At 72.0% G+C, this 21,638-nt stretch carries 22 protein-coding genes; 15 read left to right on the plus strand and 7 right to left on the minus strand.

Annotated elements, in window-relative coordinates; all coding sequences use genetic code 11:
• Window positions 1-66 precede the first annotated feature (66 nt).
• Window positions 67-1,560, minus strand: a complete 1,494-nt coding sequence (locus ACLZOT_RS17665) for an IucA/IucC family protein (RefSeq protein ID WP_416969894.1) — start codon at window positions 1,558-1,560, stop codon at window positions 67-69.
• Window positions 1,561-1,686: 126 nt separating this feature from the next.
• Between ACLZOT_RS17665 and ACLZOT_RS17670 the strand changes: the two genes are divergently transcribed.
• Genes ACLZOT_RS17670 through ACLZOT_RS17680 form a run of 3 tightly spaced genes read left to right on the plus strand, consistent with a single transcriptional unit; the run spans window position 1,687 to window position 4,411 of the window.
• Window positions 1,687-3,201, plus strand: a complete 1,515-nt coding sequence (locus tag ACLZOT_RS17670) for an IucA/IucC family protein (protein ID WP_416969895.1) — start codon at window positions 1,687-1,689, stop codon at window positions 3,199-3,201.
• 23 nt (window positions 3,202-3,224) lie between these two features.
• Window positions 3,225-4,133, plus strand: a complete 909-nt coding sequence (locus ACLZOT_RS17675) for a HipA family kinase (RefSeq protein WP_416969896.1) — start codon at window positions 3,225-3,227, stop codon at window positions 4,131-4,133.
• Window positions 4,130-4,411: a SelT/SelW/SelH family protein gene (locus tag ACLZOT_RS17680; protein ID WP_416969897.1), complete on the plus strand. Its 282-nt coding sequence runs from the start codon at window positions 4,130-4,132 to the stop codon at window positions 4,409-4,411. Before ACLZOT_RS17675 ends, ACLZOT_RS17680 begins: the two co-directional genes overlap by 4 nt.
• A 19-nt stretch (window positions 4,412-4,430) precedes the next feature.
• Here ACLZOT_RS17680 and aceB read toward each other — a convergent pair whose 3' ends face one another.
• Entirely contained in the window at window positions 4,431-6,056 is a 1,626-nt protein-coding gene (gene aceB, locus ACLZOT_RS17685) for a malate synthase A (RefSeq protein WP_416969898.1), read from the minus strand.
• Window positions 6,057-6,121: 65 nt separating this feature from the next.
• Window positions 6,122-6,727, minus strand: coding sequence for a nucleotidyltransferase family protein (locus ACLZOT_RS17690; RefSeq protein ID WP_416969899.1), 606 nt, complete (start codon window positions 6,725-6,727; stop codon window positions 6,122-6,124).
• Between the two features lie 161 nt (window positions 6,728-6,888).
• On the opposite strand from ACLZOT_RS17690, the gene ACLZOT_RS17695 reads away from it, so the two are divergent.
• Window positions 6,889-7,197, plus strand: a complete 309-nt coding sequence (locus ACLZOT_RS17695) for a DUF5955 family protein (protein WP_416969900.1) — start codon at window positions 6,889-6,891, stop codon at window positions 7,195-7,197.
• Between the two features lie 19 nt (window positions 7,198-7,216).
• Here ACLZOT_RS17695 and ACLZOT_RS17700 read toward each other — a convergent pair whose 3' ends face one another.
• Window positions 7,217-7,900 carry a DUF6304 family protein gene (locus ACLZOT_RS17700; protein ID WP_416969901.1) on the minus strand — a complete coding sequence of 228 codons (684 nt, stop codon included), beginning with the start codon at window positions 7,898-7,900 and terminating at the stop codon, window positions 7,217-7,219.
• 1 nt (window position 7,901) lies between these two features.
• Window positions 7,902-8,696 carry an IclR family transcriptional regulator gene (locus tag ACLZOT_RS17705; protein ID WP_416969902.1) on the minus strand — a complete coding sequence of 265 codons (795 nt, stop codon included), beginning with the start codon at window positions 8,694-8,696 and terminating at the stop codon, window positions 7,902-7,904.
• A 240-nt stretch (window positions 8,697-8,936) separates the two neighbouring features.
• Between ACLZOT_RS17705 and allB the strand changes: the two genes are divergently transcribed.
• From allB to ACLZOT_RS17725, 4 genes are all read left to right on the plus strand, one after another.
• Complete coding sequence (gene allB, locus ACLZOT_RS17710; RefSeq protein ID WP_416969903.1) at window positions 8,937-10,277, plus strand: allantoinase AllB; 1,341 nt, start codon at window positions 8,937-8,939, stop codon at window positions 10,275-10,277.
• 49 nt (window positions 10,278-10,326) lie between these two features.
• Window positions 10,327-11,451, plus strand: a complete 1,125-nt coding sequence (gene alc, locus ACLZOT_RS17715; RefSeq protein WP_416969904.1) for an allantoicase — start codon at window positions 10,327-10,329, stop codon at window positions 11,449-11,451.
• A 126-nt stretch (window positions 11,452-11,577) separates the two neighbouring features.
• Window positions 11,578-12,204, plus strand: a complete 627-nt coding sequence (locus tag ACLZOT_RS17720) for a dihydrofolate reductase family protein (protein WP_416969905.1) — start codon at window positions 11,578-11,580, stop codon at window positions 12,202-12,204.
• Between the two features lie 96 nt (window positions 12,205-12,300).
• Window positions 12,301-12,690: a ribonuclease domain-containing protein gene (locus tag ACLZOT_RS17725; protein WP_416969906.1), complete on the plus strand. Its 390-nt coding sequence runs from the start codon at window positions 12,301-12,303 to the stop codon at window positions 12,688-12,690.
• Window positions 12,691-12,746: 56 nt separating this feature from the next.
• Here ACLZOT_RS17725 and ACLZOT_RS17730 read toward each other — a convergent pair whose 3' ends face one another.
• Entirely contained in the window at window positions 12,747-12,947 is a 201-nt protein-coding gene (locus tag ACLZOT_RS17730; protein WP_416969907.1) for a hypothetical protein, read from the minus strand.
• A 180-nt stretch (window positions 12,948-13,127) separates the two neighbouring features.
• Here ACLZOT_RS17730 and ACLZOT_RS17735 point away from each other — a divergent pair, with 180 nt between their 5' ends.
• The 3 genes from ACLZOT_RS17735 (at window position 13,128) to ACLZOT_RS17745 (ending at window position 16,528) form a co-directional block, all read left to right on the plus strand.
• Window positions 13,128-14,399 carry a sensor histidine kinase gene (locus ACLZOT_RS17735; RefSeq protein ID WP_416969908.1) on the plus strand — a complete coding sequence of 424 codons (1,272 nt, stop codon included), beginning with the start codon at window positions 13,128-13,130 and terminating at the stop codon, window positions 14,397-14,399.
• A gap of 40 nt (window positions 14,400-14,439) precedes the next feature.
• Window positions 14,440-15,111: a response regulator gene (locus ACLZOT_RS17740; RefSeq protein WP_416969909.1), complete on the plus strand. Its 672-nt coding sequence runs from the start codon at window positions 14,440-14,442 to the stop codon at window positions 15,109-15,111.
• Between the two features lie 232 nt (window positions 15,112-15,343).
• Window positions 15,344-16,528, plus strand: a complete 1,185-nt coding sequence (locus tag ACLZOT_RS17745) for a cytochrome P450 family protein (protein ID WP_416969910.1) — start codon at window positions 15,344-15,346, stop codon at window positions 16,526-16,528.
• 83 nt (window positions 16,529-16,611) lie between these two features.
• On the opposite strand, the gene ACLZOT_RS17750 is transcribed toward ACLZOT_RS17745, so the two are convergent.
• Window positions 16,612-17,622 carry a Gfo/Idh/MocA family oxidoreductase gene (locus ACLZOT_RS17750; protein ID WP_416969911.1) on the minus strand — a complete coding sequence of 337 codons (1,011 nt, stop codon included), beginning with the start codon at window positions 17,620-17,622 and terminating at the stop codon, window positions 16,612-16,614.
• 129 nt (window positions 17,623-17,751) lie between these two features.
• Between ACLZOT_RS17750 and ACLZOT_RS17755 the strand changes: the two genes are divergently transcribed.
• The 4 genes from ACLZOT_RS17755 (at window position 17,752) to ACLZOT_RS17770 (ending at window position 21,550) form a co-directional block, all read left to right on the plus strand.
• Window positions 17,752-18,489, plus strand: a complete 738-nt coding sequence (locus ACLZOT_RS17755) for a GntR family transcriptional regulator (RefSeq protein WP_416970064.1) — start codon at window positions 17,752-17,754, stop codon at window positions 18,487-18,489.
• 264 nt (window positions 18,490-18,753) lie between these two features.
• Window positions 18,754-19,758 carry a sugar ABC transporter substrate-binding protein gene (locus ACLZOT_RS17760; protein ID WP_416969912.1) on the plus strand — a complete coding sequence of 335 codons (1,005 nt, stop codon included), beginning with the start codon at window positions 18,754-18,756 and terminating at the stop codon, window positions 19,756-19,758.
• Window positions 19,755-20,783: an ABC transporter permease gene (locus tag ACLZOT_RS17765; protein ID WP_416969913.1), complete on the plus strand. Its 1,029-nt coding sequence runs from the start codon at window positions 19,755-19,757 to the stop codon at window positions 20,781-20,783. Before ACLZOT_RS17760 ends, ACLZOT_RS17765 begins: the two co-directional genes overlap by 4 nt.
• The gene (locus tag ACLZOT_RS17770) at window positions 20,780-21,550 is read left to right on the plus strand and encodes an ATP-binding cassette domain-containing protein (protein WP_416969914.1); all 771 of its coding nucleotides are present in this window, start codon (window positions 20,780-20,782) and stop codon (window positions 21,548-21,550) included. The genes ACLZOT_RS17765 and ACLZOT_RS17770 overlap by 4 nt, the downstream gene beginning before the upstream one ends.
• Window positions 21,551-21,638: the final 88 nt, after the last annotated feature.

A 21,638-nucleotide genomic window follows, 5' to 3' on the forward strand; every position in this document is an offset into this window, starting at 1 on the left:
CCCGGCAGGGGGCTTTCGGGACAACCCCGGGGAACGCCCGCGGAAACAACGCCTGCGGAAGCGCGGTCAGTTCTTCAACGGGTTGGGCAGCGCCGCCCATTGGTCCCCGGCCGCCCCCGGCGACAGCCGCATCGACGTCAACGCCTTGGTGGGCAGCGGCTGTTCACGCAGCGCCACGAGGTCGGGCGTGGCCGGCAGATCCGGGAGCGCCGCCTCCAGCGCCCCCGCCAGCGCCGTACGGCCGCCCGCCGTCGAGCCGAGCGCGCCCGCCACCAGCGAGCCGAACAGCTTGCTGCGCAGGGCGGTCACGTCGTCCGTGAGGATCCGCTCGGGCAGGCCGGGGAGGGGGATTCCGCTGCGGGCCAGGCGAGTCGGGCTGACCCTGATGTCCGCGAGATCCCGGTAGACCAGCCGCAGCGGGGCGCCCTCCTCGGAGAGGACCACCAGGAGGTTCTGGCCGTGCGCCTCCAACGCCACGCCCAGGTCCAGGAGTTGCAGGCCCACCGTCAGGCAGAGGCGGGCGAGGTCCGTCAACCAGCCGGGACGGGCGGGGAGTTCGGTGGCCGGGAGCGCCGCCACCGGCACGATGCGCTCGCCCGGGGCCTCGTACCGCTGCGGCGACTCGCGCCAGACGGCCGCCAGATCAGGGGAGTTGGCCGTCGCCGCGCCCGGCGTGCGGGTGACGTGGAGGAGGCCGTCCGTGCGGGCCGCGACCGTCTCCGCGAACGCCGAGAGGGTCGCCGAGGCGAGGACCGAGCCGATCGAGATGTCCCGCACGGAGGAGGTGAGGCGGGCGCTGAGCGCGGTCTTGACGTGCGGTCCGCCGTCCGGGAGGGCGAGGGTGCGCAGGGACATCAAGGGGTGCGCGGTGAGGCCCGTGTCCGCGGTGCGCTTCAGGACGTGCCGGGCCTGCCAGGGGTGCGCCGGGATCAACAGGCGTGTCCCGTCCCGCATATCCTCCGGCCACTCGCCCGACACCGAGCACTCCTCCACCGGGACGGGGACCAGGCTCAGCCGTACGTCCTGGCGGTGCTCCGGGCCGTACGCGAGCTGCTCGGCGACCGAGAAGCCGGGCCGTGAACGGCAGTTGGGGTGGTACGGGTGGCCGTCCACCACGCGCTGCTCCCACTCCCAGTCCGTGGCGGGCCGACCCTCGCCGGGCGCCGCCCGGTTCGCCCGGGACAGCGCCAACGACGCCGTACTGTGCGCGAGTTCGGCCGCGAACGCCGCCGAGTGCGGCACCGCCAGGTCCGTCATCAGGCGCGCGGGATCGTCGTACGCGGCATCGTCCAGATGCACGACGGTGACGTACGCCTCCGTCGCGAACGGGTCCGCGCGCGGGCCGTGCAGGCGGCGGCCGTCCCTGAGGCGCAGGGTCTCGGCGGACGGGTCGTGGGCCGTGATCCACGGGAGCGGCTCGTGCGTGAGCGCGCGCCACAGCCGGGTCAGGACGGCGGCGCGTGCGCCGGGCAGCTCGGCCGTGTACCGGGGGCCGAGGTCCGGCCGGTGGACGGCCAGTTCGGCCGCGATGGCGGCCTCGGCGGCGGGGGGACGGGGCACGGACGGGCTCCTTGCGGGGGAGAGGGCGTTTCACCAGGGGACAGGGAAGCGTACGGAGAGTGTCATGGCAGGCTGTGGCGACGGCGATACTGATCGTCCCCCGCCCGCAAGGACCGTAGAGAACGAGTGCACCGAGTGACTGTCCGCCCCCCCTCCGCTGACGCGTACGCCGCCGCGCCGCTGCTGAACTGCCTTCTGCGGGAGGTCGCCCGGCCGATGCCCGAACCGGGTGTGCACCGGTTGCCGAGCGGACGGCTGCTGCGGGTGCGGGGTGAACGCAGGCCGACGGAGCCGGAGTTGGTCGGTGGCCCCGGCGTGGAGTCGGCCGGTGGCTCTCGCCCCGACAGGCCCGCCGGCCCCGCCTCCGACCCGGCCCCCGCCCACCCCCTCGACCACCCCGCCCTCGTCCGCCTCGTCGCCGAGGAACTCCGCCTCCACACCGGCCTCGACAACCCCGGCCTCCCCGCCGAGATGCTCGACAGCCGGGAGGTCGTCGCCGCTGTCCTCGCGGCCCGTGTGGACGCTGCCGCGCCGGAGGACCCGTACCGCCGTTCCGAGCAGTGTCTCGTCACCGGTCACCCCTACCACCCTGCCCCGAAGGCGCGCGGTGGTGGTCCGGCGGCGGCGTGGCTGCCGTACGCGCCGGAGGCGTACGCGGCGTTTCCGCTCACGTTGCTCGGCGTCAGGGAGGATCTGGTCGTCGAGGAGGGGGACGTGTCCGCGCTGGACGCGCTCGGGGAGGCCCCGCCCGGGTACCGGCTTCTTCCCGCGCATCCCTGGCAGCTCGGACTGCTCGGCGAGACCGAGACGTTGCGGCGGGCGTTCGACGAGAAGCGCCTGATCCGGCTCGGGACCACCACCCCCGACGCCTGGCCGACGGCCGCGATCCGCACCGTCTACAGCCCCGCGCGCGACCTGTTCCTCAAGTTCAGCCTGGACGTCCGGATCACCAACGACATCCGCCGCCTCTGGGCCCACGACCTGCGCAAACTCCGCCGCACCGACGAGGCGGCGGCCCGCGCGCTGCCCGGCGTCTGGCTCAGCGACCGGGGCTACCGCACGGCCGCCTTCGCGTTCGAGGAGCTCGCCGTCCTGGTCCGCGACGGCTTCGGCGGCCTCGGCGCGACCCCCCTCCTCGCGGCCGGCCTCACGGAGGGCTTCGACGGCAGCCCGCTCGCCGCCACGCCCGACCCCGGGGGCTGGTGGACGGCGTACCTGAGGGCCGTCGTCCCCCCGGCGCTGACGGCTTTCGCCGAGGGCGTCGTCCTCGAAGCGCACGCGCAGAACACGCTGATCGCCGTGGACAGCGACGGCACCCCCGTACGCGCCCTCTACCGCGACGCGGAGGGCGTCAAGCTCCTCACGGACGTGGACCGCCCGGCCGGCTGGGAGCGCCTCGTGTACACGCTCGTCGTCAACCACCTCGCCGAGACCGCCGCCGCCCTCGCCGAACACCACCCGGGTTTCGCCCCCTGGCCCGCCGTACGCGAGGAGTTCGCGCGCCACGACCTCCCCGAGGCGAGGGCGCTCCTGTCGGCCCCGACGCTCCCCGGCAAGACGAACCTCCTGCTGCGCTGGACGGGCGCGGACGGCGCGGACGCCCGCTACCTGCCGCTCCCGAACCCGCTGGCCAGCCCCTGACCTGGCCCCTTAGGCTGGCCCGTGTGCTGCGCGAAGTGACTGCCGTCCGCTATGTGACCCCCCTCAGGTCGGGCGGTTCCGTGCCCGGTGTCGTCGAGGCCGACGACCTGGGGACGTACGTCGTGAAGTTCACCGGCTCCGCGCAGGGCCGCAAGGCGCTGGTCGCCGAGGTGATCGTGGGCGAGCTGGCGCGGGCGCTGGGGCTGCGGTTCCCGGAACTGGTGCTGGTCCACTTCGACCCGGCGATCGCCGGCGAGGAACCGCACCAGGAGGTCCGCGACCTGCACGCGGCGAGCGCCGGAGTCAACCTCGGCATGGACTACCTGCCGGGCGCGCGGGACTTCACCCCGGACGTCGCGAAGGCGTTCGAGGTCGACTCCCTGGAGGCCGGCCGGGTCGTCTGGCTGGACGCGCTCACCGTCAACGTCGACCGCACGGTGCACAGTTCGAACCTGATGGTCTGGCCCACCCTGGGTACCGCCGAGCCGCGCCTGTGGCTCATCGACCACGGCGCCGCCCTCGTCTTCCACCACCGCTGGGACGCCTCGGAACCCGAGAAGGCGTACGACTTCCGCCACCACGCCCTCGGCACGTACGCCCCCGACGTCCGCGCCGCCGACGCCGATCTCGCCCCGAAAGTCACCGAAGAGCTGCTCCGGACGATCGTCGCCGAGGTCCCCGACGCCTGGCTCACCGAGGACTTCGCGACGCCCGCCGAGGCCAGGGAGGCGTACGTCGCCTACCTGCACGCCCGCGTCCGCGCCTCCGCGGCGTGGCTGCCCACCGACTTCCCCACCCGGGAGGAACTCGCCGCCGAGAACGCCTTGCGCGCGGCGGCGAACCGGAAAGGACGCCCCGCGTGGCTGAAGCAGGTCCCCGACCTGCACGGCAAGCCCGCGGTCGAACAGGATGGGTCGGTGCATTTCGGATGAGTGGCCGTGTCGAGATCGAGTACTGCACCCAGTGCCGCTGGCTGCCCCGGGCCGCCTGGCTCGCGCAGGAGCTGCTCACCACGTTCGAGGGCGAGCTGACGGAACTCGCGCTGAAGCCGGGCACGGGCGGGGTGTTCGTCGTCCGGGCGAACGACGAGGTCGTCTGGGACCGGCGCGAGCACGGCTTCCCCGAGCCGACGGCCGTGAAGAAGGCCGTACGCGACCGAGTGGCCCCGGGGAAGACCCTGGGCCACTCGGAACGCTCGAAGCCCTTGTGAGGCTTGGTGTTTGTGAGGCTCAGCCCTTGAGCTGCTCGTAGGCGGGCAGCGTCAGGAAGTCCGCGTAATTGTCGTCGAGCGCGACCTGGAGCAGCAGGTCGTGAGCCTGCTGCCAGTGACCGGAGTCGAAGGCGTCCTCGCCCAACTCGGCCTTGATCGCGGTCAGTTCGTCGGCGGCGATCGTCCGGACCAGGTCCGCGGTCGCCTTGTGGCCGTTCTCGAACTCCACGCCCGCGTCGATCCACTGCCAGATCTGCGAGCGGGAGATCTCGGCGGTGGCCGCGTCCTCCATGAGGTTGAAGATGGCGACCGCGCCGAGCCCGCGCAGCCACGCCTCGATGTAACGCACGCCCACCTGAACGGCGTTGACGAGTCCGTCGTACGTCGGCTTCGCGTCGAGGGAGTCGATCGCGATGAGGTCGGCGGCCTCGACGTGGACGTCCTCGCGGAGGCGGTCCTTCTGGTTCGGCTTCTCGCCGAGGACCCGGTCGAAGGACTCCAGGGCGATCGGGACCAGGTCGGGGTGGGCGACCCAGGAGCCGTCGAAACCGTCGTTCGCCTCCCGGTCCTTGTCGGCGCGGACCTTCTCGAAGGCGACCTTGTTGACCTCCGCGTCCCGGCGGGACGGGATGAACGCCGCCATGCCGCCGATCGCGTGCGCGCCGCGCTTGTGGCAGGTGCGGACGAGGAGTTCGGTGTACGCGCGCATGAACGGGGCCGTCATTGTGACCAGGTTGCGGTCCGGGAGGATGAACTTCTCCCCGCCGTCACGGAAGTTCTTCACGATGGAGAACAGGTAGTCCCAGCGGCCCGCGTTCAACCCCGAGGCGTGGTCGCGGAGTTCGTAGAGGATCTCCTCCATCTCGTAGGCCGCGGTGATGGTCTCGATCAGGACGGTCGCGCGGATCGTGCCCTGCGGGACGCCGACGTAGTCCTGCGCGAAGACGAACACCTCGTTCCACAGGCGGGCTTCGAGGTGCGACTCGGTCTTCGGGAGGTAGAAGTACGGGCCCTTGCCGAGGTCGATGAGCCGCTGCGCGTTGTGGAAGAAGTACAGGCCGAAGTCCACGAAGGCGCCCGGGACCTGCTCGCCGTCCGCGTCCACGAGGTGGCGCTCGTTCAGGTGCCAGCCGCGCGGGCGCATGACGACCGTGGCGAGTTCGGCGTCGGGGCGCAGGGCGTACGACTTGCCGGTGCGCTCGTCCGTGAAGTCGATGCTGCGGGTGTAGGCGTCGGACAGGTTGAGCTGGCCGAGGACCACGTTCTCCCACGTCGGCGCCGAGGCGTCCTCGAAGTCCGCGAGCCAGATCTTCGCGCCCGAGTTGAGGGCGTTGATCGTCATCTTGCGGTCGGTGGGGCCGGTGATCTCGACGCGGCGGTCGTCGAGGGCGGCGGGGGAGGGGGCGACCCGCCACGAGTCGTCCGCGCGGATCGCGGCCGTCTCCGGGAGGAAGTCCAGCGTGGAGGTGCGGGCGATCTCGGCGCGGCGCTCCGCGCGCCGGGCGAGGAGTTCGGCCCGGCGGGGGGTGAAGCGCCGGTGCAGCTCCGCCACGAAAGCGAGCGCCGCGTCCGTCAGGACCTCCTCCTGCCGGGGCAGGGGCTCGACGTCGACGAGGGTCAGCGGGGACGGCGCCGGTGCGGACATGTGCGGTCACTTCCTTCGCGAGGATAATTCTGTGTAATGGATAATAGTTTCCTCATCGTGGAACTTCAATGCTCTGTTGATTCCAGCCGCCCCAGATCCGCCTCGACGTCGATGTCGTACGCCTGAGCCACGTCCCCGCACTCCACGAGCCGCACCTCGTGCGCCCTGAGGTACGCCCGAGCCCCCTGATCCCCCGTAGCGGCCTCCGCGACCCCCGCCCAGTGCGCCGACCCGAACAGCACCGGATGGCCGCGTACCCCGTCGTAGGCGGCCGACACCAGCGACCCCGCGCCCTCGTACGCCGCCAGCACCCGCCGCACCGCCTCCGGGCCGATCCCCGGCTGGTCCACCAGCGACACGAGCACCGCACCCGCGCGCGTGAGCGCGACCGACTCCAGCCCGGCCCGCAGCGAGGACCCCATGCCCTCCTCCCACGCCGGGTTCTCGACGAGCACACAGCCGTCCAGACGGGCCGTGTTCCGTACGGTGCCGGCGGCGGCGCCCACGACGACGTGCACGCGCGCGAGACCCGCCGTACGGAGTGTCGCCACGGCGTGTTCCACCAGCGGGCGGCCCCGGTGCGTGAGCAGTGCCTTGGGGCGCCCGCCGAGGCGCCGGCCGCCGCCCGCCGCGAGCACCAGACCGGCGACCTGCTCTTCGTTGTGCGTCATCCCTCCTGCATACCTGGACCGGCCCTCCCGCGCGTGTGCGCGAGGGGCTGATTTTCCGTCCTTTGTGTGGCGCCGCGCCGTACGGGTGGCGTTTACTGGCCCGCGTCCTGAGACGGCCCTCGCCTTCTCGGGGCGTCAGGGCGCGAGGGGGAGGCGAAGCGGTGCTGCGGAGCGTGGGGCAGAGGGAAGTGACCGACGAGGATCCCAGAGTCACCGAGTTACGTACGGCGGTCTCCCGCCTGCGCCGCGAACTCGCCGCGCATCCCGCGGAGTTCCCCGACCGGGCGATCGCCGAGGACGAGTTGGCCGCGCTGGCGGCGATGACGGCGCACGGCACGCCGGAGGTCCCGCGGCTGCGGAACTCGCTGCTCGCGCTCGCGGGGGCGATCGGGTCGGTGAGCGCGCTGTCGCGGGGGCTGTCGCAGGTGCGGGCGGCGGTGGAGCTGTTCGGGGGGCCGGGGAGGGGGTGAGGGGGAGCTCAGCAGGGGGTCACGGCCATCTCGGCGCGGGAAACGCTCCCCGGTACCCCACGTCCCCCACCCGGTCCTCGAACTGCTCGCACACCCAGGTCTCCTGCACGAACTCCGTACGCTGCTCCAGGCACGTGAAGATGCCGTTCGGGCCCTGTTTGCCGGTGACCCGGCGATACGCGTCCTTCGCGTCCCGGAAGCACGCCAGATCACCCATCAGCGCGCACGCGCCGGGGGGATAGTCGGACCAGGCGCAGGAGACGCACGCCTTGATGCGGACGCCGGACGGCAGGTTGCGCTGGATCTCGTGGAGGGCGCTCTCGTAGCTGTCGCAGTCGTCGCCGGCGGGGTAGTCGCGCCCGTCGAGGCGCAGGACGGCACGGAAGGTCTGGTCGGCGAGTTCCGACCCGGGGAAGTCACCGAGGTGCAGGGCGCAGTGCAGCGTCCCCGCGCGCGTGCCCTCCCCTCTGACGACGACCGGCAGCGGCTCGGCCCACTCCAGGAGGCAGTCGCACAAGCCTCCCTCGCGGAAGGCGAACGGCTCGGCGGGCGGCTCGCCGGACAGCGCGCCCAGGTCGTCCATGTTGTCGCCCTCGAAGAGGACGCCCCTGATCGTCGTCTGAATGCTCGCGCGCCCGTCGGAGACGAACGTGACCGCCTCGCGCCCGTGCCGGTCCGTGTAGTACCCCGGCCAGTACCGCACGTCAGCCCGCGTTCTGACTGGCCAGCGAGAGGGACAGCTCGCGCGCGACCTGCTGGAGGACGGGGACGATGCGCTCGGTCGCCTGTTCCGTGACGCGCCCGGCGGGGCCGGAGATGGAGATCGCCGCCGCGGTGGGGGAGTCGGGCACGGAGACGGCGAGGCAACGCACCCCGATCTCCTGCTCGTTGTCGTCGACGGCGTACCCGAGGTCGCGTACGGCCGCCAGGGCGGCCAGGAAGGCGTCGGGGGTGGTGATGGTCTTCTCGGTGGCCGCGGGCATCCCTGTGCGGCCCAGGAGGGCGCGTACGTCCGCGTCGGGGAACCCGGCGAGGAGCGCCTTGCCGACGCCGGTGGAGTGCGGCAGGACGCGCCGGCCGACCTCCGTGAACATCCGCATCGAGTGCTTGGACGGCACCTGCGCGACGTACACGATCTCGTCGCCGTCCAGGAGGGCCATGTTCGCGGTCTCCCCGGTCTCCTCGACGAGCCGTGCGAGATGGGGCCGCGCCCAGGTGCCCAGCAGGCGCGACGCCGACTCGCCGAGGCGGATCAGGCGGGGGCCCAGCGCGTAGCGCCGGTTCGGCTGCTGGCGGACGTACCCGCAGGCCACCAGCGTGCGCATCAGCCGGTGGATCGTCGGCAGGGGGAGCCCGCTGCTCGCCGACAGTTCGCTCAGCCCGACCTCACCGCCCGAGTCCGCCATCCGCTCCAGGAGGTCGAACGCGCGCTCTAGGGACTGAACCCCTCCGCCTGCGGACTTGGCGGATTCGGAGGTGCTGGCGCTGGACGGCGGCACGGCGCGTTCCTTTCGGCAGTCAGGAGGCAGCAGCCTACCCGTCGGCGTGTTGACTCCTCGGTGGTGCGTCGTTACGTTCTGGCAGGTGAAAGAGTAATTCCGTGATCCGGAAAGGGCTAGGTCGAAGGGTGAGCCGGAGAGTGGGCTCTTGACGCTCCGAAGGGGCTGAGTGAAGACTCCTTCAACAGAAAGTTGAACTCCGTTACGGGGATGTAAACCCAGGTCAGAGAGGGGTCCCGCGTGTCCGAGGCCGAATTGGTGCTGCGCTCCACGCGCGTGGTCACGCCCGAGGGCGAGCGAGCCGCCGCGATCGAGGTCTCGGGCGGCACGATCACCGCCGTCCTCCCGTACGACGCACCGCTCCCGCCCGGCGCGCGCGTGGAGGACGTCGGCGACCACGTCGTCCTGCCCGGCCTCGTCGACACGCACGTGCACGTGAACGACCCCGGCCGCACCCACTGGGAGGGCTTCTGGACCGCCACGCGCGCGGCGGCGGCCGGCGGCATCACCACCCTCGTCGACATGCCCCTCAACTCCCTCCCGCCGACGACGACCGTCGAGCACCTCGACGTGAAGCGGAAGGTCGCCGCCGACAAGGCGCACATCGACGTCGGCTTCTGGGGCGGCGCCCTGCCCGGCAACACCGCCGACCTGCGCCCTCTGCACGGCGCCGGGGTGTTCGGCTTCAAGGCGTTCCTGTCGCCCTCGGGCGTCGACGAGTTCCCGCACCTCGACCGCGAGCACCTCGCGCGCGCACTGGAGGAGATCGCCGCCTTCGACGGCCTCCTGATCGTCCACGCGGAGGACCCCCACCACCTGGAGACCGCCCCCCAGCAGGGCGGCCCCAAGTACGCCGACTTCCTCGCCTCCCGCCCGCGCCACGCCGAGGACACGGCCATCGCGCACCTCGTCGCGGAGGCGAAACGCCTCGACGCGCGCGTGCACGTCCTGCACCTGTCCTCCAGCGACGCCCTCCCGCTGATCGCCGGGGCCAAGGCGGACGGCGTCCGGATCACCGTCGAGACCTGCCCGCACTACCTGACCCTCACCGCCGAGGAAGTCCCCGACGGCGCCAGCGAGTTCAAGTGCTGCCCGCCCATCCGCGAGGCCGCCAACCAGGACCTCCTGTGGCAGGCCCTCGCCGACGGGACCATCGACTGCGTGGTCACCGACCACTCGCCCTCCACCGCCGACCTGAAGACCGCCGACTTCGCCACCGCGTGGGGCGGCATCTCCGGCCTCCAGCTCAGCCTGTCCGCCGTCTGGACGGCCGCCCGCGCGCGCGGGCACACGCTGGAGGACGTCGTCCGCTGGATGTCGTCCCGCACGGCCGCCCTGGTCGGCCTCGACGCCCGCAAGGGCGCGATCGTCCCCGGCCACGACGCCGACTTCGCGGTCCTCGCCCCCGACGAGACGTTCACCGTCGACCCGGCGGCCCTCCAGCACCGCAACCGCGTCACCGCGTACGCGGGCCGGACCCTGTACGGCGTCGTGAAGTCCACCTGGCTGCGCGGCGAACGCATCGTCGCCGACGGCGAGTTCACCGCCCCGAAGGGCCGCCTGCTGACCCGCGACAACTGAGAGCCTGTGTCACCTCCCCCCGCACCGACCACTCCCGAAAGGCACCCCCGTGACGGCGATCCCCCGTTTCACCGGCGACGCGCAGCCCTACCAGGGCGGCGATCCGTACGCGGACCACCGCGGCGCCGACTTCCCCTTCACCCACCTCGCCGACCTCGCCGACCGGCAGCTCGGCGCCGGGGTGATCGCCGCCAACGACGAGTTCTTCGCCCACCGGGAGAACCTCCTGCTGCCCGGCCGCGCCGTCTTCGACCCCGAGCACTTCGGGCACAAGGGCAAGGTCATGGACGGCTGGGAGACCCGCCGCCGGCGCGGCGCCTCGGCCGGGCACCCCTGGCCCACGGCCGACGACCACGACTGGGCGCTGATCCGCCTCGGCACCCCCGGCATCGTGCGCGGCATCGTCGTCGACACGGCCCACTTCCGGGGCAACTACCCGAAGGCCGTGTCCGTGGAGGCCGCCTCGCTGCCCGGCACGCCCTCCCCCGAGGACGTCCTCGGCGGCGACGTCAAGTGGACGACCCTCGTCCCGCGCACGGAGGTCGGCGGCCACGCGGCGAACGGCTTCGCCGTGGACGCCGAACAGCGCTTCACGCACCTGCGCCTCAACCAGCACCCCGACGGCGGCATCGCGCGCCTGCGCGTGTACGGCGAGGTCGTCCCCGACCCCGAGTGGCTCGCCGTCCTCGGCGCCTACGACGTCGTCGCCCTGGAGAACGGCGGCACCGCCGAGGACGCCTCCAACCTGTTCTACTCCCCGGCGTCCAACACCATCCGCCCCGGCCGCGCCCGCCAGATGGACGACGCCTGGGAGACGCGCCGCCGCCGCGACCAGGGCAACGACTGGATCCGCTACCGCCTCGCCGCCCAGTCCGAGATCCGCGCGGTCGAGATCGACACGGCCTACCTGAAGGGCAACAGCGCCGGCTGGGCCACCGTCTCCGTGCGGGACGGCGAGAACGCCGGGGACGACGCCTGGCGCGAGATCCTCCCGCGCACGCGCCTGCAGCCCGACACGAACCACCGTTTCGTGCTCCCGCAGCCGGCCGTCGGCACGCACGCGCGGGTCGACATCTTCCCCGACGGCGGCATCTCGCGGCTGCGGCTGCACGGGACGCTGACCGAGGCGGGCGCCGCGCGCCTGCGGGCCCGCCACCAGGAACTGGGCGGCTGAGCAGGTCCCACCGGCCGGACCGATGAGTTTCGCGCGCGGGCGGGGTCTCACCTCACGACAACGGACCCCGCCCCTGCTCCACGGAGGCGGCGGAACATCGGACCTCTCCGGAAAGCAGGCCCCGCCATGGGCAAGCTCGTCTCCACCGTCTTCGTCTCCCTCGACGGCGTCTACCAGGCCCCCGGCGGCCCCTCCGAGGACCCCCGCGACGGCTTCACCCAGGGCGGCTGGAGCGTCCCCTTCGACGACGAGGACTTCGGCCGCTTCGTCACCGAATCCTTCGGCCGCGTCGGCGCGTTCCTCCTCGGCCGCCGGACGTACGACATCTTCGCGGGCTACTGGCCGAAGATCACCGACCCCGAGAACATCGTCGCCACCCGGCTGAACACCCTGCCGAAGTACGTCCCCTCGACGACCCTCACCGACCCCGCGTGGGCCGGTACGACGGTCCTGACGGGCGATCTCGCCAAGGAGGTCGCCGGCCTCAAGGAGCGCACCGACGGCGAGCTCCAGGTCCACGGCAGCGGCGCCCTCGTGCGCTCCCTCACCGACCTCGGGCTGCTCGACACGCTTCACCTGATGACCTTCCCCGTGGTCCTCGGCGCGGGCCGCAGGCTCTTCCCCGAGGGCACCGCCCCGACCGCGTTCCGGCACGTCGGAGGCAGCGTCACGAGCACCGGAGTCACCATCGCGACCTACGAGTTGACGGGCCCGCCGAGCTACGGCTCGTACGAAATCCCGGCCGATGCCTAGCCTCAGGTTAACTTCCTGAAAACGCTTCGGACTTGACGGGAAAATCTTCGAAGTTGTCGTTGACATGCCAGCATCTACGCGCGTCATCATGGACGCATGCGATTCCCCCCACGTATCACCCGAGTCGGCGCCGCTGCCGCCGTCCTGTCCGCTCTCCTCGTCGGCGGCACCGTCGCCACCGCGTCCCCGGCGGCCGCCGCGGTCGGCAGCATCTGCTACGGCGACCTGCCGTCGCAGGCGCACACCACCCTGAACCTGATCGACCAGGGCGGTCCGTTCCCGTACTCGCAGGACGGCGTCGTCTTCCAGAACCGCGAAGGCGTCCTGCCCAGCCAGTCCCGGGGCTACTACCACGAGTACACCGTGATCACCCCCGGCTCCTCGACGCGCGGCGCGCGCCGTATCGTCACCGGTCAGCAGAGCCAGGAGGACTACTACACCTCCGACCACTACGCGACCTTCGACCTGATCGACTTCTCCTGCTGAGCCACCCCCACGCTCAGCCCTGAGGACAGGAGCCACGCCGGCGGCCCGGCCCGCGTTCAGTCGGGCCTCCGGCGCTCCGCGACGGCGAACAGGGCACAGGCGAGCACCACGAGCGTGATGCTCGCGTAGACCTCCAACCCGTCCAGGAGATCGATCCGCTGCACGAACCCGATCTTCCAGTCGGTGAACTCGTGCAGCAGTCCCATCCCGCCCTGCACCAGGGCGATGAGACCGAGAAACTCCAGCAACGCCTTCATGCATCCGACTCTCGCCCCGCGGACCCCCCGAGCACATCGGCCGCGGGGCGGCGTCGTGCCTACGGAAGGCCCCGCTCGTTCCTCGGGGGCGGGCCGAAAGTCTCGTCCGCCGCGACTTAGGTAGCCGATCGCCCGCACGGGACGGTCACGGGCCGGGGGAGCGGCATAGATTTGTCGGTTGTGAAGACCGTGAAGCAAGACCGGGGGACACGGGCGTTCGCAGGGCCGCGGTGGCTGCTGCCGTCCGCCGTCGTCGCGGACCTGGAGATGGACACCGACCCCACGAAGGCGCGCGGGCGGCCCCGGCGCACCGCGCGCGACTGGCTCGTCGACTTCACCGCGTTCTTCGTGGCCGTCGTGGTGGGCCTCCTCACCGCCGACACCCTCGACCAGTCGAGAGACCTCCCGCACTCCCTCGCCGTCCTCGACCAGATCCTGGGCGCCCTCTCGTGCGCCGCGGTCTGGCTGCGCCGCCGCTGGCCCGTCGGGTTCGCCGTCGCGATGATCCCCGTCAGCCTCCTGTCCGCCACCGCGGGCGGCGCCGGCCTGATCTCGATCTTCACCCTGATCGTGCACCGGCCCCTCAAGCAGGCGGGTTGGATCAGCGCCGTCTCCCTCGGGGTGATGCCGCTGTTCTACTGGATGCGCCCCGACCCCGACCTGCCCTACTTCGGCGCGCTCCTCCTCACCGCCGTCCTCGGCGCCGCCGTCGTCGGCTGGGGCCTGTTCGTCCGTGCCAAGCGCCAGCTCATGCTCAGCCTGCGCGACCGCGCCCACCGCGCCGAGACCGAGGCGCAGCTCAGGGCCGAACAGGCGCAGCGCCTCGCGCGGGAGGCCATCGCGCGCGAGATGCACGACGTCCTCGCCCACCGGCTGACCCTCCTGAGCGTCCACGCGGGCGCGCTGGAGTTCCGCCCGGACGCACCCCAGGAGGAGATCGCCCGCGCCGCCGGAGTGATCCGGGAGAGCGCCCACGAGGCCCTCCAGGACCTGCGCGAGATCATCGGCGTCCTGCGCGCGGGTGACGCCGACGACAAGGGCCGCCCGCAGCCCACCCTCGGCGGCCTGGACGCGCTCGCCAGCGAGTCCCGCGAGGCCGGCATGAAGGTCACCCTCGACCAGCGCGTCACCGACCCCGCCGCCGTCCCCGCCTCCACCGGCCGCACCGCCTACCGCATCGCGCAGGAGGCCCTCACCAACGCCCGCAAGCACGCCCCCGGCACCGAGGTGTCCGTCACGGTCACCGGCGCCCCCGGCGACGGCCTCACCGTCCGCGTCACCAACCCCGCGCCCGAGGGCGCCGTCCCGCACGTCCCCGGCTCCGGACAAGGACTCATCGGCCTCACCGAACGCGCCGCCCTCACCGGCGGCACCCTCACCCACGGACCCCTGGACGACGGCGGGTTCGAGGTCCGCGCCTGGCTGCCGTGGCGGACGGAGGCCACGCTGTGAGACGTACGGGAGAGGCCGCGGGACGTGGTTTCGTAAGCCCATGACTACGACGATCAGACTCCTCCTCGTCGACGACGATCCGCTGGTGCGGGCCGGGCTGTCCCTGATGCTGGGCGGCGCCGACGACGTACGGATCGTCGGCGAGGCGGCCGACGGCACCGAGGTCGAGACGCTCGTCGAGCGGACCCGGCCCGACGTCGTCCTGATGGACATCCGGATGCCCGCCGTGGACGGCCTGACCGCCACCGAACGCCTGCGCGCCCGCGCGGACGCGCCGCAGGTCATCGTCCTCACCACCTTCCACGCCGACGACCAGGTCCTGCGCGCCCTGCGCGCGGGCGCCGCCGGATTCGTCCTCAAGGACACGCCGCCCGCCGAGATCCTCGACGCCGTCCGCAAGGTCGCGGCCGGGGACCCCGTCCTGTCCCCGGCCGTCACCCGCCAGTTGATGGCCCACGCGGTCGGCTCCGCCGCCGACACCCGCCACGCCCGTGCCCGCGCGCGCATGGCCGAACTCGCCGACCGCGAACGGGAGGTCGTCGTCCGCGTCGGGCGCGGCATGAGCAACGCCGAGATCGCCGCCGACCTGTACATGAGCGTCGCCACCGTCAAGTCCCACGTCTCGAAGATCCTCGCGCGGCTCGGCCTCAACAACCGCGTCCAGATCGCCCTGCTCGCCTACGACGCCGGGCTGCTCGACGAAGAGGCGTAGGGCCCTTCTGATGGATCTCCGCAGCGTCGCGACGCCCGCCACGCACTCTCGCGGCACCGCGCGAAAGCCCCCGTAGCGCCGCTACGAGGACTTCCACGCGGTGCCGCGAGAGCACGCACCGAACGCCGCTCCTTCTCCTGCGGAGATCCATCAGAAGGGCCCTAGCCCGGCGGGCACTTCGCGCCGCCGCCGTCCGTTGACGCGGTGACGGGGTGACGGGAGGGGAGACGGGATGGGTGACGTGGTCGATCTGACGGACCTGGGCGAGGAGTTCCGGCGCGACCCGCACCCCGTGTACGCGCGACTGCGCGAACGGGGCCCGGTGCACCGGGTGTTACTCGGCGGAGCCGACGGCGCCTGGGAGACCTGGCTCGTCGTCGGGTACGACGCGGCGCGCGCGGCCCTCGCCGACGGCAGGCTCGCCAAGGATCAGCGCGGGCTCGCCGGCGGGGACCCCGACGAGCCGGTGATCGGCCGTCATCTGCTCGGCACCGACCCGCCGGAACACACCCGCCTGCGCTCCCTCGTCACCCGCGCGTTCACCGCGCGCCGCGTGCAGAGCCTCGCCCCGAGGGTCCAGGAGATCACCGACGGACTCCTCGACGCGATGATCCCGCGCGGGCGCGCGGACCTCGTGGACGCCTTCTCCTTCCCGCTGCCCATCACCGTCATCTGCGAACTCCTCGGCGTCCCCGAGCTGGACCGCGCCGCCTTCCGCGCGATGTCCACCGAGGTCGTCGCGCCCAGCGGGCCCGGCACCGGCCCCGAGGCGTTCGCGCGCCTGGCCGGCTACCTGACCGAGCTGATCGAGGACAAGCGCTGCACCGCGCCCACCGACGACCTGCTGAGCGACCTGATCCGCACCACCGCCGAGGACGGCGACCGCCTCTCCAAGGCCGAACTGCGCGGCATGGCCTTCCTGTTGCTCATCGCGGGCCACGAGACGACCGTCAACCTGGTCACCAACGCCGTGCACGCGCTCCTGACCCGCCCCGGCCTCCTCGACGCCCTGCGCGCCGACCCCGGCCTCCTGGACGGCGTCATCGAGGAGACCCTGCGCTGGGAGGGGCCGGTGGAGAACGCGACGTTCCGGTACGCCGCGCAGCCCCTGGAGATCGGCGGCACCCCGATAGCGAAGGGCGACTCCGTGGTGATCGGCCTCGCCGCGCCCGACCGCGACCCCGCGCGCTACCCCGACCCCCACCGCTTCGACCCCCGCCGCGACACCCGCGGCCACCTCGCCTTCGGTCACGGCATCCACTACTGCCTCGGCGCCCCGCTGGCCCGCCTGGAGGCCCGTACGGCTATCGCCTCGCTCCTGGAGCGCGCCCCCGGTCTCGCCCTCGACGGGCCGCCCGGGGAGTGGCTGCCCGGGCTGCTCATCCGCGGGGTGCGGAGCCTGCCGGTGCGGTGGTGAGCGGGCGCCGCGCGGTGAGCCGTGGCGCCGGACGGGAAACCGGACGACCGGTCCAGAGAACCGGCGCCGACCCCGGCGTGCATTTATGCGTGCGCCCCCGGAATCTCCCCCAGGTGCACGGGTCTGCGCTCCCGCAGGGACGCGGCGCACGCCTCGGCGATCCGCTGCGCCTGAAGCGCCTCACGGCCGTCACAGGGGTTCGCGCGCTCGCCCCGGACCACTTCGACGAACGCGTTCAGCTCGGCCTCGTAGGACGGCGCGAAACGCTCCAGGAAGCCGCTCCAGGGCTTGTCGGCGGCCGGCGGTCCGGTCGGCTCGGTCGAGGCGATCGGCGTCCGGTCGTCGAGGCCCACGACGATCTGGTCCAGCTCCCCGGCCAGCTCCATCCGCACGTCGTACCCGGCGCCGTTCATCCGCGTCGCCGTGGCCGTCGCCAGCGTGCCGCCCTCCAGGGTCAGCACCGCCGCCGCCGTGTCGACGTCGCCCGCCGCGCGGAACATCGGCGGACCGGCGTCCGAGCCCGTGGCGTACACCTGCGACACCTCCCGCCCGGTCACCCAGCGCAGCGCGTCGTAGTCGTGCATCAGGTCGTCCCGGAAGATCCCGCCGGACACCGGCAGCCAGTCGGCGGGCGGCGGCGTCTGATCGGACGTCACCGTCCGCACCGTGTGCAGCCGCCCCAGGCGGCCCGCGTGGACGGCCTCGCGGGCGCCCAGGTAGCCGGTGTCGAAGCGCCGCTGGAAGCCCATCTGGAGCACCGTCCCGGCCGCCTCCACCTCGGCGAGCGCGTGCAGCGTGGCCGGCAGGCCGAGCGAGATCGGCTTCTCGCAGAAGACCGGCAGCCCCGCCCGCGCGGCCCGGCCGATCAGCTCGGCGTGCGCCGCCGTGGACGCGGTGATCACCACCGCGTCCACGCCCCAGCGGAAGATCTCGTCCACCCCGGGCGCCGCCGTCTCGCCGAGCCGCAGAGCCGCCTCCTGCGCACGCGCGGGGTCCGCGTCCGTCAGGATCAGGGAGCCGACCTCGCGGTGCCGCCTCAGTGTGTTCGCATGAATCGTGCCGATGCGGCCCGTCCCGATGACGCCGATACGCATGAGGACAAAGTGAGGTCGTCGGCCGCGCCCTGTCAATCCGCATGTCCGGACAATCTGACGGGGCAACTTCCCGTCGACGGACCCCACGGCTACGCTCGGGCCGTGCCGAAACCAGAAGTGGACCCGACCGTGCAGCTCGAACTCCGCGTGGACAGAAGCTCTCCGGTGCCGTTGTACTTCCAGTTGTCCCAGCAGCTGGAGGCGGCCATCGAGCACGGCTCGCTCACTCCCGGCAGCCTCCTCGGCAACGAGATCGAACTCGCCGGGCGCCTCGGCCTGTCCCGCCCGACCGTCCGCCAGGCCATCCAGTCCCTCGTCGACAAAGGGCTCCTCGTACGCCGCCGGGGCGTCGGCACCCAGGTCGTGCACAGCCAGGTCAAGCGGCCCCTCGAACTGAGCAGCCTCTACGACGACCTGGAGGCGGCCGGCCAGCGCCCCGCGACGACCGTCCTGGTCAACACGGCCGTCCCCGCCACCGCCGAGGTCGCCGCCGCCCTCGGGGTCGCCGAGGGCAGCGAGGTCCAGCGCGTCGAACGCCTGCGCCTCGCGCACGGCGAGCCGATGGCCTACCTCTGCAACCACCTGCCCCCGGGACTCCTCGACCTCGACACCGGCCAGCTGGAGGCCACCGGCCTCTACCGGCTCATGCGCGCCGCCGGGATCACCCTGCACAGCGCCCGCCAGTCCATCGGCGCCCGCGCGGCGAGCGCCCCCGAGGCCGACCGCCTCGCCGAACCCGAGGGCGCCCCCCTGCTCACCATGCAGCGCACCACCTTCGACGACACCGGCCGCGCGGTCGAGTTCGGCGACCACATCTACCGCCCCAGCCGCTACTCCTTCGAGTTCCAGCTCCTCGTACGGCCCTGAGGGCGCCGCAGCCGCAGGGGCCCGTGCGGGACGATCCGCGCGGGCCTTTTCGTGCCCCCGTCCGTGTGCCCCCTTTTCGTGTCTCCCGCGCGCGTGTCGGAAGGGGCATCCGTCCTGATGTCCGGACAATGCGACCGAGTCGCGGTCCCCGGCCGCGCGCCTGGTGAGACCCGTGTTCGATACTGGGGCGTTTGCGTCCGGTGAGCGGTCACCGGCGCGGACGTACGACAGAGCACGGCAAGACGGCAAGAAGGGCACGGCCTCGTGGCACGGTTTCGGACCTGGGCAGGGATCGCGGTGGCGGGGGCGCTGTGCGTGTCCCTCGCGGGATGCAGCAGCACCGGCGGCAAGCGCGCGGAGGACGCCCGCAAGGCCGCTTCGGCCCAGGGGAAGGCGGCGGTGGACACGCCCCGCTGGACCTTCGCGATGATCACCCACTCCGGCGACGGGGACACCTTCTGGGACATCGTCCAGAACGGCGCCAAGCAGGCCGCCGTCAAGGACAACATCAACTTCCTGTACTCCCACGACGACGAGGCCCAGCAGCAGGCCCAGCTCGTCGACGCGGCCGTCGACAAGAAGGTCGACGGCATCATCGTCACCCTCGCCAAGCCGGACGCCCTGAAAGCCTCCGTCGCGCGCGCGGTGAAGGCCGGCATCCCCGTCATCACCGTCAACTCCGGCTCCGCCGAGTCCGAGGCGTTCGGCGCGCTCACACACATCGGCCAGGACGAGACCGTCGCCGGCGAGGCCGTCGGCGAGGAGCTGAACAAGCGCGGGAAGAAGAAGGCCGTCTGCGTCCTGCACGAACAGGGCAACGTCGGCCACGAACAGCGCTGCGCGGGCGTAGCCAAGACGTTCACCGGTGACGTCCAGAACCTGTACGTCACCGGCACCAACATGCCCGACGTGCAGTCCGCCATCGAGGCCAAGCTCCAGGCCGACACCTCGGTCGACGCCGTCGTCACCCTCGGGGCGCCGTACGCCGACACCGCCGTCAAGGCGAAGCAGGGCGCCGGCAGCAAGGCCGAGATCGACACCTTCGACCTCAACGCCAAGGTCGCCGCGGGCCTCGCGAACGGCTCCCTCGGCTTCGCCGTCGACCAGCAGCCCTACCTCCAGGGCTACGAGTCCGTCGACCTGCTCTGGCTGTATCGATACAACGACGACGTCCTCGGCGGCGGCAAGCCCGTCCTGACCGGCCCCCAGATCATCACCAAGGACCAGGCGGCCCGCCTCGCCCGGTACACCGAGCGGGGCACCCGATGACCACCACCACCGACGAACGCCTCCTGGAGACCTCGCCGCTGCGCCGCCTCCTCGGCCGGCCCGAACTGGGCTCGGTCGTCGGCGCGGTCGCCGTGTTCGTGTTCTTCGCGGTCACCGCCGACAGCTTCCTGCGCGCCGCGAGCCTGTCCACCGTCCTGTACGCGTCCTCGACGATCGGCATCATGGCCGTCCCCGTCGCCCTGCTGATGATCGGCGGCGAGTTCGACCTGTCGGCGGGCGTCATGGTGACGTCGTCGGCGTTGGTCTCGTCCATGTTCAGCTACCAGATGACGGCCAACGTCTGGGTCGGCGTCGGCGTGTCCCTGCTGGTCACGCTCGCGATCGGCGCGTTCAACGGGTTCGTGCTCACCCGCACCGGGCTGCCCAGCTTCATCGTCACGCTCGGCACGTTCCTGATGTTGACCGGGTTGAATCTCGGCTTGACCAAGTTGATCGACGACACGGTGTCCACCAAGAGCATCGCCGACATGGAGGGCTTCCCCTCCGCCCAGGACCTCTTCGCCTCCACGTTCACGATCGGGGGCGTCGACTTCAAGGTCACCATCCTGTGGTGGTTCGGCCTCGTCGCCCTCGCCTCCTGGATCCTGCTGCGCACCCGCGCGGGCAACTGGATCTTCGCCGTCGGCGGCAACCAGGACGCCGCCCGCGCGGTGGGCGTACCGGTCGTCCGCACGAAGATCGGCCTCTACATGGGCGTCGCCTTCGGAGCCTGGATCTCCGGTCAGCACCTGCTGTTCAGCTATGACGTCGTCCAGTCCGGCGAGGGCGTCGGCAACGAGCTGATCTACATCATCGCGGCCGTCATCGGCGGCTGCCTCATCACCGGCGGCTACGGCAGCGCCGTCGGCTCGGCGGTCGGAGCGCTTATCTTCGGCATGACCAGCAAGGGCATCGTCTTCGCCGAGTGGAACCCCGACTGGTTCAAGTTCTTCCTCGGAGCGATGCTGCTCCTCGCGACCCTCCTCAACGCGTGGGTCCGCAAGCGCGCGGAGGCGACCAAGTGACCCTCGTCGAACTGGCCGACGTCAGCAAGCACTACGGCAACATCCGCGCGCTGGAGGGCGTCTCGCTCGCCGTCAACGCGGGCGAGATCACCTGCGTGCTCGGCGACAACGGCGCTGGCAAGTCAACATTGATCAAGATCATCGCCGGACTGCATCAACACGACGGCGGCACACTCAACATTGACGGTGAATCAACCCGCCTGACCTCCCCCCGCGACGCCCTCGACCGCGGCATCGCCACCGTCTACCAGGACCTCGCCGTCGTCGGCCTCATGCCGGTCTGGCGCAACTTCTTCCTCGGCTCCGAGCCCCGCATCGGCAAGGGCCCCTTCAAACGCCTCGACACGGACCTCATGCGCCGCACGACCCACACGGAACTGCTCCGCATGGGCATCGACCTGAGAGACGTTGATCAACCCATCGGTACGTTGTCGGGCGGCGAACGCCAGTGCGTGGCCATCGCCAGGGCGGTCCACTTCGGCGCGAAGGTCCTGGTCCTGGACGAGCCCACAGCGGCGCTGGGCGTCAAACAGTCGGGCGTGGTCCTCAAGTACGTGGCGGCGGCGAGGGACGAGGGCCTGGGCGTGGTCTTCATCACCCACAATCCCCACCACGCGTACATGGTGGGAGACAGATTCGTCCTGCTGAAGCGCGGAACAATGGTCGGAAACCATGCTCGCGACGACATCAGCCTGGACGAACTGACCAGGCAGATGGCGGGCGGAACAGAGCTGGACGCTCTACGCCACGAGCTGCAACGCCGCTAAGGGGCGCGGGGCCGTATCGATGTGCGGCTCCGCCGCGAGGGCGCGACCAGCCACCACGCACCCGCACCCGGCAACGCACAGATCCCCC

Origin of the sequence: Streptomyces sp. 4F14 (assembly GCF_048159485.1) — a bacterium.
Classification (GTDB): domain Bacteria; phylum Actinomycetota; class Actinomycetes; order Streptomycetales; family Streptomycetaceae; genus Streptomyces.

What these genes read in the sequence shown, in the direction of transcription:
- ACLZOT_RS17680 (WP_416969897.1), top strand. Translation starts at nt 4,130, where the DNA reads ATGAGTGGCCGTGTCGAGATCGAGTACTGCACCCAGTGCCGCTGGCTG.
- aceB (WP_416969898.1), bottom strand. Translation starts at nt 6,056, where the DNA reads ATGTCCGCACCGGCGCCGTCCCCGCTGACCCTCGTCGACGTCGAGCCC.
- ACLZOT_RS17690 (WP_416969899.1), bottom strand. Translation starts at nt 6,727, where the DNA reads ATGACGCACAACGAAGAGCAGGTCGCCGGTCTGGTGCTCGCGGCGGGC.
- ACLZOT_RS17720 (WP_416969905.1), top strand. Translation starts at nt 11,578, where the DNA reads ATGGGCAAGCTCGTCTCCACCGTCTTCGTCTCCCTCGACGGCGTCTAC.
- ACLZOT_RS17725 (WP_416969906.1), top strand. Translation starts at nt 12,301, where the DNA reads ATGCGATTCCCCCCACGTATCACCCGAGTCGGCGCCGCTGCCGCCGTC.
- ACLZOT_RS17730 (WP_416969907.1), bottom strand. Translation starts at nt 12,947, where the DNA reads ATGAAGGCGTTGCTGGAGTTTCTCGGTCTCATCGCCCTGGTGCAGGGC.
- ACLZOT_RS17740 (WP_416969909.1), top strand. Translation starts at nt 14,440, where the DNA reads ATGACTACGACGATCAGACTCCTCCTCGTCGACGACGATCCGCTGGTG.
- ACLZOT_RS17745 (WP_416969910.1), top strand. Translation starts at nt 15,344, where the DNA reads ATGGGTGACGTGGTCGATCTGACGGACCTGGGCGAGGAGTTCCGGCGC.
- ACLZOT_RS17750 (WP_416969911.1), bottom strand. Translation starts at nt 17,622, where the DNA reads ATGCGTATCGGCGTCATCGGGACGGGCCGCATCGGCACGATTCATGCG.
- ACLZOT_RS17765 (WP_416969913.1), top strand. Translation starts at nt 19,755, where the DNA reads ATGACCACCACCACCGACGAACGCCTCCTGGAGACCTCGCCGCTGCGC.